This is a genomic window from Achromobacter sp. ESBL13 (assembly GCF_036668755.1).
Taxonomy (GTDB): domain Bacteria; phylum Pseudomonadota; class Gammaproteobacteria; order Burkholderiales; family Burkholderiaceae_B; genus Achromobacter.
On sequence record NZ_JAZEVT010000005.1, the window covers coordinates 407642 to 421299 of the forward strand.

A 13658-nucleotide genomic window follows, 5' to 3' on the forward strand; every position below is an offset into this window, starting at 1 on the left:
GTGACCCCGGTCTATTCGGCGTGAGCCGGTTTGCTGCTGCGCCAGGCATGGCTGGCCTGGTAATGCAGGGGTCCGCCCGTGAAAGGCGCGAACCCCGTTCCAAAAATCACCCCGGCATCGGCCGAGTCGGCATCGGCCACCACGCCGGACTGCACGCGTTCCAAGGTGGCATCCACCAAGGGCTGGATCAGGCGCTGCGCCAGCCCGGCGGGGGCGCCGGTGGTGGCATGGTGATCGCCGCCCAGGCTTGCCGCGCCGGACTTGACCGCCGTGCCTTGCTTGACCGGCTTGCCGTCGCGCCAGGCGTAGAAGCCCTTGCCGCTTTTCTTGCCCAGGTCACCACGCGCCAGGCGTTCGGCCAGGCAGCGCGGTGGCTCGGCACCACCGGCCAGTTGCTCGCCTGCCGCGCGGGCGATGTCCAGCCCGACGGTGTCGGCCAATTCCAGCGGCCCCATCGGCATGCCGAATTCGACCATGGCGGCATCCACCGTTTCCGGCGCCATGCCGTCGTCCACGCTGCGCATGGCTTGCAGCATATAGGGCGCCAGCACGGCGTTGACGAGGAATCCCGGCGCGCTCTTGACGGGAAGCGCCAGTTTGTCGATCTGGCCCACGAAAGCGCAGGCGCGCGCCGTGGCCTCGCCCGAATCGCCCTCGGCATGCACCACTTCCACCAGCGGCATCTTGGCCACGGGGTTGAAAAAGTGGATGCCCACCAGCCGCTCGGGGCGAGCCAGCCCGCTGCGCAGCGTTTCCAGCGACAGGCTGGACGTGTTGGTGGCCAGCAGCGCATCGGCCTTCATGCGCGGTTCCAGCGACGCGTACAACGCGCGCTTGGCCTCGGGCTGTTCGCTGATGGCTTCAATGATGATGTCGGCGCGCGGCACGCCGCCGCCGGTGGGGTCGGGTATCAGGCGGTCCAGCGCGGCGCGAACCAGGCGCGGGTCTTTCAGGCGGCGCGCATACAGCGTGGCGGCGCGCTCGATGGCCGGTGCGATGCGCGCCATGTCCTGGTCTTGCAGCGTCACCGTCAAGCCCTTGTATGCGCACCAGGCCGCGATGTCGCCGCCCATGGTGCCGGCGCCCACCACATGCACATGGCTGGCCGGCGTGACGCCGGTCTGCTTGCCGTTGGCCTTCAGGCGCTCTTGCAGGCGGAACACACGCAACAGGTTGCGGGCGGTGTCGGACGAAATGATGGCGTCGATCAGGTCAGGCGCCTGCAAGGCGTTGCCGCCATGCTTTTCCCATATCGTGACGATCGCGGGGGCGGCGGGGTAGTGGCCCAGCGGGTCCTTGGCGGCGATCTGCTTGCGTGCGCGGCTGGCGACCAGGGCCTTGAAGGGCCAGCGGTTGGCCCAGGCGCCGATACCGCGTGCGCGACGCGGCGGCTTTTTCGACAGCACCATCTGGCGCGCGGCGGCCTGTAGCAAACGTGGCGGCACGCGCGCGTCGGCCAGGCCCAGCGCGGCGGCGCGTCGCGCATCCGCGCCCCGGCCGGTCAGCATCATGTCCAGCGCGGCGGGCGCGCCGATTACCTGCGGCAAGCGCAGCATGCCGCCCCAGCCCGGGAAGATGCCCAGCATGACTTCGGGCAGCGCCAACGACGTGCCGGGCTGATCGGCGACCAGGCGGTAGCGGCACGCCAGCGCCAATTCAAGCCCGCCGCCCAGGCAGTGGCCCTGGATCAGGGCCAGGGTGGGGTAGCGCACGGCGGCCAGTCGGTTGAACAGGTTCCAACCCCGTGCGATCAGGCCGCGCGCCTGTTCGGGCGTGTCCAGGCTGGCGAATTCATTGACGTCGGCGCCCACGATGAAACCGGTGGCCTTGCCCGACTGAATGATCAGGCCGGCCGGCGGCGCGGCGTCCAGGGCGTCCAGCACGACCGCCAGTTCCGCCATGGTGTCGGCCGACAGCGCGTTCACGGCGCTGCCCGCGCGGTCGAACGTCAGGCGGGCCAGGCCGTCGGGGTCGCGGTCCAGGCGCCAGTGGGAAAGCGTGTCCATTGTCGTCATGGGCGGTCCTCGTCCAGGGTTTCAACCAGCATGGCACCGCCTTGGCCGCCGCCGATGCAGATGGCCGCCATGCCGCGCTTGGCGCCACGGCGCTTCAACGCTTCAAGCAGATGCAGCACGATGCGCGCGCCGGACGCACCCACGGGGTGGCCGATGGCGATGGCGCCGCCGTCCACGTTCAGCTTGGTCGGGTCCAGCGGCCCCCATGCTGGCGTACCAAAATGCGCTTGGCAATAGGCATCATCACGCCATGCCGCCAGGCACCCTAGCACTTGCGCGGCGAAGGCTTCGTTGATTTCCCACAAGTCCAGGTCATTCAAGCCCAGGCCATGGCGTTGCAGGATGGGCGTGGCGGCATGCACCGGACCCAGGCCCATTTGTGCGGGGTCCAGACCAGCCCACTGGCTGTCCACGATGCGGCCCAGGGGGCGCAGGTTCCACTTGGCCACCGCTTCTTCGGACGCCAGCACCAGCATGGCCGCGCCGTCGGTCACCTGCGAGCTGTTGCCCGCCGTGATGTTGCCCCACGGTTTGTCGAACACCGGCCGCAGCTTGGCCAGTTTTTCGGGCGTGGAATCGTCACGCACGCCGTCATCGTCGGGGTAGAGCTTGCCTTTGTTGTCGATCAACGGCGTGATCTCGTTCAGCGCGCCGGCCGCGCGCGCGGCCAGAACGCGCTGATGGCTGCCGGCCGCATAAGCGTCCATGGCGGCGCGGTCGATGCCGAAACGGGTGGCCACGTTTTCTGCCGTCTGGCCCATCGACAGGCCCACCACCGGGTCGGTCAACCCCTTGAGCAAGCCAATGACAGGCGCCAGGTTCTTCAGCTTGAAGCCGCGCAGCGCGGCCAGCTTGGCGCCGATGCCGCGCGCCGCATACCAGCCGGACAGCCAGCGCACCATGTCGTCGGAAAACAGCAGCGGGGCGCGGGACAAGGCGTCGGTGCCGCCAGCCAGCACCAACTGCGAACGGCCGGTTTGAATATTGGCGATGCCGGAATCCAGGGCCTGCATGCCGGATGCGCAGTTGCGCATCACGGTCCATCCGGGCACGTGGTTGCCGCAACCCAGGCGCAGCGCAATCACGCGGCCGATGTTGACCTCGTCGGGCGATGGCGCGGCGCAACCGATGATGACTTCGTCCAGATCGGTGGGGGCGTAGGGTTGGCGCAGCAGCAGGGCGCGGCCAGCTTGCAGGGCCAGGTCTCCGGCCGAAAACGGGCCGGGGCCGGTGCGGGCTTTCAGAAAGGGCGTGCGGGCCCCATCAACGACGTAAACCGGTTTGAATGCCATCGGTTTCCTCCGTCAGGCGACCTTGCGTTCGGCGGCGGGCCGGTCGGCCTGCGCCTTGCCCAGGTCAAAGGGGAAATCATCCACTTGCACCACGGTATCGCGCAAGCTGTTGCGGTGTTTGACCACGGCGTACTCTTCGGCGGTGATGCCGCCGGCCGCGTAGGCGGCGTCGGCGATGTCGCGCACGTTGGCTTGCGGATTGCCTTGCAGGGCGCCGCGCTTTTCAAGTTCGCGGATCTTGGCTTCGATGGGCTCGGCGGCAAGCGTGGCCGCCAACGCCAGTTCGATGGCGCCCACGGGCTCGTCGGCGGTGGCGGGCAAGTGGCAGCCCGAGGTCAGGCGGTCGCGCGTGGCGCTGGGGGCGATCAACAGCCGCGCCACGTCCTGGCCCAGCGCGTCTGACGGCGGCGTTTGCGTGCGGCCCCACGGGAAGATCAGCCGCGCCAAGGTCCAGGCCACGAAACGGTTGGGCGTGTTTGCCAGCACGCCATCAAAGGCTTCCTGCAACTTGAACAGCGCGTCCTGGATCGACCAGTGCGCCAGCGGCGCATCGGCGGCCTGACGGCCTTCATCTTCAAAGCGCTTGAGTGTGGCGCTGATCAGGTACATCTGCGAAAGCACGTCGCCCAAGCGCGCCGACAGGCGTTCGCGGCGCTTCAGGCTGCCGCCCAGCACCAGCATCATCGAGTCGGCCAGCAGCGCGAAAGCGGCGGAATAACGGCTAAGCAGCGGGTAATAGGCCTTCATGTCGGGCGCGACGTCGGCGTTCACGGCAACAAAGCGCGCGCCGGTCAGCGCGGTGCCCAGGGTACGCAACGTATTCTTGGCCACGAAGCCGACGTGACCCCAGAATGCGCGGTCGAAGTCGTCCAGCCCCTGTTTGGCGTTGGGCGACTGCGCCGCCTGCATTTCAGCCAGCACGTAGGGATGGCAGCGAATCGCGCCTTGTCCAAAAATGATCAGGCTGCGCGTCAGGATGTTGGCGCCTTCGACGGTGATGCCGATGGGAATCTGCTGATACGCGCGGCCCAGGAAGTTGTTGGGGCCCAGGCAGATGCCCTTGCCGCCGATCACGTCCATGCCGTCGTTGACGACCTGGCGGGCGCGTTCGGTCACATGGTATTTGACGATGGCGGACACAACGGACGGTTTCTCGCCCAGGTCCACGGCGCCCGCCGTCATGCTGCGCGCGGCATCCATCATGTAGGTGTGGCCGCCGATACGCGCCAGCGCTTCTTCCACGCCTTCGAACTTGCCCACGGGCATGCGGAACTGGCTGCGCACGCGGGCATAGCCGCCCACGGCGCGCGCCGTCAGCTTGGACATGCCGGTGTTGGAAGACGGCAGCGAAATCGATCGACCGGCCGCCAGGCATTCCATCAGCATGCGCCAGCCCTGGCCGGCCATGGCCGGGCCGCCGATGATGAAGTCCAGCGGCATGAAGACGTCGGTGCCGCGCGTCGGGCCGTTCATGAACATCGCGTTCAACGGAAAGTGGCGGCGGCCGGTGTCCACGCCGGGATGGTCGTGCGGCACCAACGCGCAGGTGATGCCCAGGTCTTTCTTGCCGCCCAGCAGGCCATCGGGGTCGTACAGGCGGAACGCCAGCCCCAGCAGCGTGCAGACCGGGGCCAGCGTGATGTAGCGCTTGTCCCAGGTGACGCGCATCCCGATCACTTCGCGGCCTTGCCATTCGCCCTTGCAGACGATGCCGCTGTCGGGAATGGCCGCGGCGTCCGAACCAGCCCAGGGGCTGGTCAACGCAAAGGCCGGCACCTCGTCGCCACGCGCCAGGCGCGGCAGGTAGTGGTTTTTCTGTTCGTCGGTGCCGTAGTGCAGCAGCAGTTCGGCCGGGCCCAGCGAGTTCGGCACCATCACCGACACGGCCAGCGCCGACGAGCGCGTCGACAGCTTGGTCACGATTTCGGAATGGGCATACGCCGAGAAGCCCAGGCCGCCGTATTCCTTCGGGATGATCATGCCCAGGAAACCCTGGGACTTCAGATAGGTCCACACGTCCGCCGGCAGGTCGTAGCGTTCCTGTGTGACGCTCCAGTCATTGACCATGCGGCAGGCCTGCTCGGCCTGGACGTCCAGGAACTGCTGTTCGGCATCGGTCAGGCGCGGGCGCGGGTAGGCCAGCAGACGGCTCCAGTCCGGGCGGCCGCGAAACAGTTCGCCTTCCCACCAGACCGTGCCGGCTTCCAGGGCGTCGCGTTCGGTGTCGGACATCTGCGGCAGCACCTTGCGGTACAGATTGAAGATGGGCGCCGACAGCAGCGCCCGCCGCAGTGGCCGCACGCCCAGCACGATGGCGGCAAGCACCGCGATGACGACTAGCGTGAGGATGACTGCGGACATGTCTTTGTCTCCGTAATGGGTGTTCTGGTCGGTCTGGTTCTAATTGTGAGGATGCCGATGCCGATGTCGGCTAGGCGCCCGCCACCGGCGGCAGCGGGGCGCGCAAGCCGCCCAGCAGGAAGCTCATCAGGCGGGGCAACAGCAGGTCGGGGTTGTCGGGTTGTTCGGCTTCGTCGATCTGCCAGCCCGTGACGGATCGCAGCAGGTCGGTGCCGATGATGGCGTACGACGTGGCGCCCAGCATGAACTGGAAGCGCCACACGATTTCGGCCTTGGGCACATCGGGCAGCGCGGCAAACAGGGCATTGCGGTAGCGCTCGAGCACGTCGGCGTATTCCTCCGCGAACAGGGCGCGGATGAAATCGGACGGCTCGGTCATTGTGCGTTCCAGCAGCGGCAGGAAGGTGCTGCCGGCCTGGGCCGGGTCAGCGGCCAGGCGCAGCAGCGTGCCGAAAAAAGCGTCGACGATCTGCGATGGCTTGAGGGGCTTGCCTTCGGATTGCGCCTCAAGTTCGTCCAACAGGCGCAGGCGCTCGCGGTTCAGGACTTCCAGCCGCCGTTTCAGCACCGCCTGCACGAGTGACTCTTTCGAGCCGAAGTGATAGTTCACCGAGGCCAGATTGACGCCGGCCGCGCCGGTGATCTGGCGCATCGAGGTGCCCTCGTGGCCTTGCTGCGCAAACAGCGCTTCGGCGGTGTCCAGGATGGATTCGCGGGTAGTGGGAGTTCTGATTTCTTGCATAAGGTTGAATTCAAACGTTCGTTTAAAAATCATTATGCGTTAGCGAAGAATGAGAAGCGAGCCTCGGCTATCCCCAATAGGGTTTACCCCTAACGTGCGCCTGCAACATCCCTTGTGCACTAGGTGGCGGGCTTGTTGCACCGGGTCAGCTAGACCGGAAGGATGAGCTGACGCACGCACTTGCATGAGCGCGCCTCGGCCGCCGGCACGATCCTGAACCGTTCGTCCTCGGACGGCCGACCTAGGATGAATGTGGTCTGGAAGGCAGGGGCAAAACGCCGCAGTATCAGCGCGAGGACTCAATTGCGTTGTACCGGCGATGCAAGGGGCTCGCCCGCGCACCAGGCCGGTGCGCTCGCCCTAGACGCCCTGACACAGGAGCGGGACATATGAAAACGTACCGAGTGGGACTGTTGGTTGACGGGTATGAGCAACCCGGCTGGATGCATGAGATGGTGGATTGGCTCGTCCATAGTCAGGATTTCGACATCTCGGCCTTACTGGTGATGAACGCCGAGGCGACGTCGGCGGCGCCGCGCCTGGCCGTCAGGGCACTGTTCGGGACGCTGTCGCGCTTCGAGGGCCGGATGCTGCCGGCCAAGCAACGCCAGATGCTGTCGTGCGCCGATTTGCGCAAGAGCATGCCGTCCCCGTCAGTGCCGGTGCTGCCGCTGGAGGCGGGGCAGGCCGCGCCGGGGGCCCAGGAGGCGGTGACGGCTTTGGGGCTGGACCTGGTCATCACGCTGGGTTCGTCATGCGCGGCCCGTGAGCAAATGGCCGAGTGGGCGCGCTTGGGGGTCTGGCAGTTGAGCTATTCGGATATTGCCGTGTCGACCAGCCGCTACGCCGGTTTCTGGGAGGTCTTTCAGCGCGAGGATCACACGACCGTCAAACTCTGGCGAATCGGCGCGGCGGCCGAGCAGGATGAACTGCTGGACCAGCGCAGTTTCAATACGGAAGTGTTCTGGTTGAAGAATCAGGCCCGCGCTTTCAGCCTGGGAAATTTCATGGTCTACGACGCCTTGCAGGCCCTGGCGCGCGCCCGCCAGAGCGAGCCGGCGCCCGACATGCAGATCATGAGCGGCCCGCGCCGGGCCGACCCCGGGGAGTGGGACAGCGCGGCGTATATTGCGCGCCAGGCGTGGTTAATGTCGGATTTGATTGTGCGGCGCATCATGAAGCGCAATGTGCGTTGGCGGATTGGTATGTTTCCGTCATCCCGGCAACAGGCGGTGGTATCCGAAGCCATGGTGCTGCAACCTCCCAAAGGTAGGTTCTTCGCAGATCCGTTTGTTTATACGCACGATAAAAAACCATATATATTTTTTGAAGATTACGACTTCACTTCACGGAAGGGCACGATTTCGGTCGCGACCTACTCCGACGGGGCTTTCCGACTGTTGGGCACTGCCTTGAACCTGCCTTATCACCTGTCGTTCCCGTATATTTTTGAACACGACGGTGTGACCTACATGGTTCCGGAAACGTGCGGAAATCGCAGTATTGAATTATGGAAATGCACTGAATTTCCCCTGAAATGGGAGCTCGATGTCACGTTAATGACTAATATATCCGCCGTGGATACCATTATTTTTAAACACGGAGAATATTGGTGGTTATTAACGAATATCGATAGAACAGACGGCCAAAGCCATTGCGATGAATTATTCGCGTTCTTCTCGGATTCGCCGCGCTCGACCGAGTGGACGCCGCACGCCTGCAACCCCATCGTGCGCAACCCGATGCGCGCCCGCAACGCGGGGATCGTTGTCTCGCCTAGCGGAGAGGTGATCCGCTGTGCCCAGTACCAGGGCTTTTGCCACTACGGCAAGGGCGTGTCGCTGAACCGTATCGAAGAGCTGACACCATCCACGTATGTGGAAACGGATGGCGAAATTCACTACGCCAGCTTTTTACGCAAGCGTCATGCTTCAATGCACCATTGGCACCATCAGGGGGGTCATACCGTATTTGACTTCGCCTATATGGAGTAAATGAAGCCCGGCGCGCCAAAATAAAAATGTTACCTATATTTCGATTCGATGATCCGGAGCGGGCAGGGGTGTGTCCGCGGAAACATATCGAAAGTTCTTCGGTGCAGATTTCGGCATATCGGCCGCCACGGGCCCGCGACCCGCTGCGGCTTTTTTGCTGCCCGCTTTTGGCCCAAATCGTTACCATTCAAGCCTTTCGGGGCAGGGCCTCATAGGGGGAGACCGCCCGGGTGCCTGGGAAAGCTGGTGAAAACCCTAGCGGTAGAAAGGCGGAGGGACAGCTCTCATCCATATTTACGAGAGTGATTAAGGCTAACGAATGATTTCTGTTTTTATCGGATTATATCGCCCTGAAACGTCTTGATTTTGAAGGTTTCGAACCATAAGATGGGTCCATGCCATCCGTTATGTTGGCTACCAAAGTTGCCCAGCCCAAATGCCCCGGTCCAGCTTCATTAGATATTCCGGGATATTGCGGACCACCCCCGCGGGGCTGGAAAAAAAATAGTCTTCAGCACAGCGAAGATCCCTTCTAGGCCCGTCGAAAAACCGGGAGGACACCATGGCCAAGATGGTCCTGATTGAAGCCCATCCGCTACTGCGGTTGGGGTTGTGGCAGATACTCAGCAAGTTGGACGATGTGTGGGAAATCGAGGGTATGGGCTTGGCGGACTTGTCCAAGGCCGATGGCGCGCACGCTGGCGCCGATCTCTTGATCTATGGGTTGCCGGTGGATACCGACGAAGCATGGAGCGCGCTGCATGAAATTCAGCGTGTTCTGACGCCCAAGCGGATTCTGCTGTTGACGGACGTGATGCCGTTGCCGATGCCGGTGCAAGGCTTGCCCGGCGCCAGTGTGTATGGCTGCTTGATGAAGACGGCTTCGGTCGAGATTCTGGAAGCCGCGATTCGCCTGGTCATGGCCGGCGGTCAGTGCTTCCCCAGCGAGCAGGCATTGCAAGCGCCTGCCTCGACGGTCTGCGCGCTGCCGCCACGTGATGGCGACGACGCTTCCAGCAAGGGCTCCATGCCGGTCAGCGCCGGTGCGCAGCTGCTTCAGATCACGCCGCGTCAGTACGAAGTGCTGGTGTTGCTGGCCAGGGGGTATCCGATCAAGACGGTCAGCCGCATGCTGAACATCTCGGTTGCTACCGCAAAGACGCATGCTTGCACGCTTTACCAGCGTCTGCATGTCAAGAACAAGGGCGAAGCCGTATACGCAGCGCTGCAACGCGGCGCAACCTTGGAATGGCATGAGCCCAATGGCAGGGAATCGGACGCCGGGCAGATCTATGGGCGCAAGCTTGGGTAGTAATGGGCGCGCCGCCTGCCCGGCAGCCAGGAACAGGTCTGTTCTGTTGCTGCCGGGTTCGCCCCTCCATCCCGCCTAAGTCATACATCGCAGTGCCCGCAGACATTTCGGATGCGGCTTTCCTCCTCCAATCATCCTCCTGAACGAGATTCAGCGAACAGTGCCGCTGATAGCATGGGTCGTGTCCGCAAGCATGGGTCGAGAGCGCGAATCACAACGCCTCGCAATCGCGACCCAATAGCGCGGACAAGATTCCCTTGGGGCTGGCGCCGCACATAACCTGCCATCGCAGCGTGATGCGCCGACGCCATGGGAACCGTGAATGGGCCATGTGTCACAAGGTTCTCCCCGGGATGACAACCGTACTGATCGAAGACTACGCTCTGCTTCGCGTCGCGATCCAGCATGTGCTGGAGCGCGTACGGAACGCCGACGACATCCTGGCAATATCGCCAGCTCACCTCCTTAACATGTCCAGTTCGATCAACCGCCCAGTCGAGTTGCTGGTGATCGGTTGCAGCGGCGTTGCGGAACAGGACATCGGGCTTATCTCGCAGGCCATGGCCTTCTTCATGCCCAGGCTGGTACTGGTGCTGTATTCCGTGCTGGACCCCGCCGTGATGGGGGCGTGTGCGCGGGCAGGCGTGGCCGGTTATCTGCCCAAGGCTTCCAGCCCAGACGCGCTGGCCGCCGCCGTCAGCCTGGTGGTGGCGGGGGGCGAATGCTATCCGCAACCGGCCGGACGGCCCCAAGGCGTGGCGCAGGCGCCCATGCAGGAATTGCGTGAACTGACACAGCGCCAGGAAGAGATTCTTCAACTGTTGGTGCAAGGCAAGACCATGCGCGAGATCGGCCAGCATGTCGGCATATCCGTGGCCACGGTCAAGAGCCACGCGCGCACGCTGTACTGGAAGTTGAATGCGCGCAACCAGGCCGAGGCCGCCTACATCGCGGTGCAGATGGGCCTGGTGCGTAGCGGCGGCCCGCCGCCCACCCCGAAGAAGGATGGGCCGGGCTAAGGGGCGCCGGCCCCTTGCAGGCCACGCCTGTCGGCCGGGGTAACGCCCGGCCGTTTCTTTGGCCGCTGCCGGAAAGCGCGCAAGCAAAGCCAACGCAAAGCAAAAGCAAAGCAAAGCAAAATAAAAAAACGGTAGGGATCCATCGATCTCTACCGTTCATTCAACGCTTGGATCCTCCACGCGGGTAGCCGTTACCGTTCACCCTCGCGCGGGACCACATCCACCGTTGGCGCCGGCGCCGCTGCCGTCGTTGCGCGCTTGCCCACCACCTTCGCGAACTCCCGTTCAGCCGCCGCCAGCACCGCATCCACGTGCAGGTGGGTCAGCGCGTACTGGCGCGCGTTGGCGCCCAGCGTTTCGCGGATCTGCGCGTTGTAGCTCAGCTTGCGCACCGCCTCCGCCATGGCCTCGGCGTCCTCGGGCGGCGTCAGCAGCCCGCAGCGCGCCACCACACCGGCAAGCTCGGTGCCCGGCGCCGCGCCGCACACCACCGGGCGGCCGCTGGCCAGCATGCCGGTCAGCTTGGACGGCATCACCAGATCGGCCGCGCCCGCGCGTTGCGGCAGCAGATGAATATCGGCCGTGTTCAGCAGCGCGCCCAGCCGATCGGCCGGCTGCAAGTCCAGAAAGCGCACGCGGGGCAGGCCCTGGCACGCCGCTTCCAATGGCGCGCGCTCGGGCCCCTGACCGCAAAAGATGAACCACAGGCGGCTTTCGCGGCCCAGGCGCCGCGCCACGTCGGCCAGCGTCTGCAAGCCTTGCTTGCCGCCCATGTTGCCCGAATACAGCGCCACGATCGCGTTCGCGGGTATGCCCAGTTGCGCACGGTAATCCCCACCTTGCGCGCGCGGTGTGATGGCGTTGACGTCGATCCAGTTCGGCAGCAGCACCGCGCGATCAGGTTCGACTCCCTTGGCCAGGGCCAGGTCCAGCATGCGATTCGAAATGGTGGACACGCGATCAAAGCGCCGCATCAGCCAGCGCTCGCCCCGCTTGACCAACGCGCGCAGGCCCGCTCCCTTGAGCAGGCCCAGTTCAAAGGCCGCGTCGACCTCGTAATCTTGAATGTGCAGCCACGCGCGCGCGCCGCACAGCCGCGCCGTGATCCATGCGGCGGGCGCGCAGAACAGCGCCGGTTCCACCACCAGGATCAGGTCCGGCCGGCCCGCTGCCGCGCGCAGCAGCGATGGCAGGCTGGACACCGCGAAGCTGGCCAGATGGATCAACCGCTTCAGGCCGCCGGGGCGCGCGGGCACCCACAGCGGCGCACGCCGCACGGTCACGCCGCGCCGCTCTTCTTTGCGATAGCGGCCGGCGCGGTAGCCGTCGTGCACTTGCCACTGCGGGTAGTAGGGCGGGGCGGTCACCACGCTGACCTCGTGCCCATGCGCGGCCAGCCACTCGGCCAGCTCGGCGCTGTACTTGCCGATGCCGGTCAGTTCGGGCGCGTAGTTGATCCCGTAGATCAGAATTTTCATGGCGCCGTCGCCATGCGCGGGCGCACCGGGCGGCAGGGATTGCCATGGCACACCATCGCCGCCGGCATATTGCGAAACACGGAACTGCGCGCGCCCACCACCGCTTCACGGCCGATGGTTACGCCCGGCCCCACGAAAACATCGGTGGCGACCCACGCGCCGTCTTCCACGCGCACCGCGCGTTCGCGCAGGGGGAAGTCGGGCTGGCCGGCGTCGTGGTCGGCGGCGCACAGGTAGCTGCGCTGCGACACCACGGCGTGGGCGCCGATGTGGATGGGGCCCAGGCTGTACAGCACCGCGTCGTCGCCGATCCAGGCGTAATCGCCGATTTGTACTTTCCACGGGTAGGTCACCGTGGCCGTCGGCCGGATCAATACCTTCTTGCCCACCTGCGCGCCGAAGCAGCGCAGCAGCCAGCGCCGAAACCCATACGCCACCTGGGGCGACCACCGAAACAGCGTGGCCTGCACGGTCCACCACAGCTGCACCGTCAGCGCGGAGCGGCCACGCTGGCCGGGGGCCAGCGCAAAGCGGTCCAATTGCTGAAGCGCGCTCATTTGGCGGCCCCCGGCACGGCGTCCGCTTGCGTTCCGTTGGCGCGCGCCAGGCGGGCCTTTTGCAGTTCTTCGGTCTTGATGCGGATCTGCCAGTAGTACATGGCGCGCGCCACCGCGTAGTCATAGCCCGCCTTGCCGTCCAGGAAACCCAGGCGGAACACATACGAGTGCAAGAACGAGATGGGTGCCTTGAACGGCATGGCCTGGAAAATACGCTTGAGCAATGCGCGCGCGCCCACGTTGGCTTCACGCGGATCGTTCATCAGGCCCTTGGTGCGCAGGTTGGCTTCCCAATCCGAATAGCGGTTGTGCTTGTCGAAATAGTGAAACAGGGAATCGTGGTCGTTGTGCACCATGCGCTGGCGCAGCGCAAAGGTCTCGCCCTTGACCTGCGGCTGGTAGTGGCCTTCCACTTCCCACATGTGCGCCACGTCCAGGTCGTCGTAATCCAGAAAGCGCGATTGGTCGCGCGCCAGCAGCGCCAACTTGTAGACGCGGTGGCCGTGCACCAGCTTCTTGCCGCAGAACACGTAATCGAAGGGCACGAACGCGCCGCCCGCGCCCGCTGCGAAACGCGGCAGCACCTCGCGGATTTCGGCGGCAAGCTGCGGCGTCATTTCTTCGTCCGCGTCCACGTACAACACCACCGGGTGCGAGAAGGGCAGTTGCTCCAGGCACCACTGCTTTTTCTTCGGGTACTTGCCGTTCCACTGAAAATTGGAAACGCGCGCGCCCAGGGCGGTGGCCATCGCGCAGGTGGCGTCGGTGCTGTTCGAGTCCACCACGAACACTTCATCGAACTCCACCAGCGCCTTCAGGCACTTGGCGATGTTGCGCTCTTCGTTCTTCGTCATGACAACCACGGATACCGGTATTTTCTGCATGATG

The 13658-nt window shown here is 64.7% G+C and carries 10 protein-coding genes; 3 read left to right on the top strand and 7 right to left on the bottom strand.

The window, feature by feature from the left end:
- Positions 1-11 precede the first annotated feature (11 nt).
- From V6F88_RS21000 to V6F88_RS21015, 4 genes are all read right to left on the bottom strand, one after another.
- On the bottom strand, positions 12-2015 hold the full coding sequence (locus V6F88_RS21000; protein ID WP_332611940.1) for a 3-hydroxyacyl-CoA dehydrogenase NAD-binding domain-containing protein: 2004 nt from the start codon (positions 2013-2015) through the stop codon (positions 12-14).
- Positions 2012-3307 (bottom strand): acetyl-CoA C-acetyltransferase, encoded by a 1296-nt coding sequence (locus tag V6F88_RS21005; protein ID WP_332611942.1) that lies wholly within the window; start codon positions 3305-3307, stop codon positions 2012-2014. Before V6F88_RS21005 ends, V6F88_RS21000 begins: the two co-directional genes overlap by 4 nt.
- 12 nt (positions 3308-3319) lie before the next feature.
- Entirely contained in the window at positions 3320-5668 is a 2349-nt protein-coding gene (locus V6F88_RS21010; RefSeq protein WP_332611944.1) for an acyl-CoA dehydrogenase, read from the bottom strand.
- A 70-nt stretch (positions 5669-5738) separates the two neighbouring features.
- Complete coding sequence (locus V6F88_RS21015; RefSeq protein ID WP_332611946.1) at positions 5739-6410, bottom strand: TetR/AcrR family transcriptional regulator; 672 nt, start codon at positions 6408-6410, stop codon at positions 5739-5741.
- Between the two features lie 389 nt (positions 6411-6799).
- Here V6F88_RS21015 and V6F88_RS21020 point away from each other — a divergent pair, with 389 nt between their 5' ends.
- From V6F88_RS21020 to V6F88_RS21030, 3 genes are all read left to right on the top strand, one after another.
- Complete coding sequence (locus V6F88_RS21020) at positions 6800-8404, top strand: glucosamine inositolphosphorylceramide transferase family protein (RefSeq protein WP_332611948.1); 1605 nt, start codon at positions 6800-6802, stop codon at positions 8402-8404.
- Positions 8405-8966: 562 nt separating this feature from the next.
- Positions 8967-9716, top strand: coding sequence for a response regulator transcription factor (locus tag V6F88_RS21025; RefSeq protein ID WP_332611949.1), 750 nt, complete (start codon positions 8967-8969; stop codon positions 9714-9716).
- Positions 9717-10069: 353 nt separating this feature from the next.
- Entirely contained in the window at positions 10070-10735 is a 666-nt protein-coding gene (locus V6F88_RS21030) for a response regulator transcription factor (RefSeq protein WP_332611951.1), read from the top strand.
- Positions 10736-10926: 191 nt separating this feature from the next.
- Here the strand turns inward: V6F88_RS21030 and V6F88_RS21035 are convergent, their stop codons facing one another.
- The 3 genes from V6F88_RS21035 to V6F88_RS21045 are packed head-to-tail and all read right to left on the bottom strand — an operon-like array spanning position 10927 to position 13654.
- Positions 10927-12213 carry a glycosyltransferase WbuB gene (locus tag V6F88_RS21035; protein ID WP_332611953.1) on the bottom strand — a complete coding sequence of 429 codons (1287 nt, stop codon included), beginning with the start codon at positions 12211-12213 and terminating at the stop codon, positions 10927-10929.
- Positions 12210-12770: a putative colanic acid biosynthesis acetyltransferase gene (locus V6F88_RS21040; protein ID WP_332611955.1), complete on the bottom strand. Its 561-nt coding sequence runs from the start codon at positions 12768-12770 to the stop codon at positions 12210-12212. Before V6F88_RS21040 ends, V6F88_RS21035 begins: the two co-directional genes overlap by 4 nt.
- The gene (locus tag V6F88_RS21045; protein ID WP_104144263.1) at positions 12767-13654 is read right to left on the bottom strand and encodes a glycosyltransferase family 2 protein; all 888 of its coding nucleotides are present in this window, start codon (positions 13652-13654) and stop codon (positions 12767-12769) included. Before V6F88_RS21045 ends, V6F88_RS21040 begins: the two co-directional genes overlap by 4 nt.
- Positions 13655-13658 lie beyond the last annotated feature (4 nt).

Coding starts and splice junctions, on each gene's coding strand:
- V6F88_RS21035 (WP_332611953.1), bottom strand. CDS start 12,213: ATGAAAATTCTGATCTACGGGATCAACTACGCGCCCGAACTGACCGGC.
- V6F88_RS21025 (WP_332611949.1), top strand. CDS start 8,967: ATGGCCAAGATGGTCCTGATTGAAGCCCATCCGCTACTGCGGTTGGGG.
- V6F88_RS21010 (WP_332611944.1), bottom strand. CDS start 5,668: ATGTCCGCAGTCATCCTCACGCTAGTCGTCATCGCGGTGCTTGCCGCC.
- V6F88_RS21015 (WP_332611946.1), bottom strand. CDS start 6,410: ATGCAAGAAATCAGAACTCCCACTACCCGCGAATCCATCCTGGACACC.
- V6F88_RS21000 (WP_332611940.1), bottom strand. CDS start 2,015: ATGACGACAATGGACACGCTTTCCCACTGGCGCCTGGACCGCGACCCC.
- V6F88_RS21045 (WP_104144263.1), bottom strand. CDS start 13,654: ATGCAGAAAATACCGGTATCCGTGGTTGTCATGACGAAGAACGAAGAG.
- V6F88_RS21020 (WP_332611948.1), top strand. CDS start 6,800: ATGAAAACGTACCGAGTGGGACTGTTGGTTGACGGGTATGAGCAACCC.
- V6F88_RS21030 (WP_332611951.1), top strand. CDS start 10,070: ATGACAACCGTACTGATCGAAGACTACGCTCTGCTTCGCGTCGCGATC.
- V6F88_RS21005 (WP_332611942.1), bottom strand. CDS start 3,307: ATGGCATTCAAACCGGTTTACGTCGTTGATGGGGCCCGCACGCCCTTT.
- V6F88_RS21040 (WP_332611955.1), bottom strand. CDS start 12,770: ATGAGCGCGCTTCAGCAATTGGACCGCTTTGCGCTGGCCCCCGGCCAG.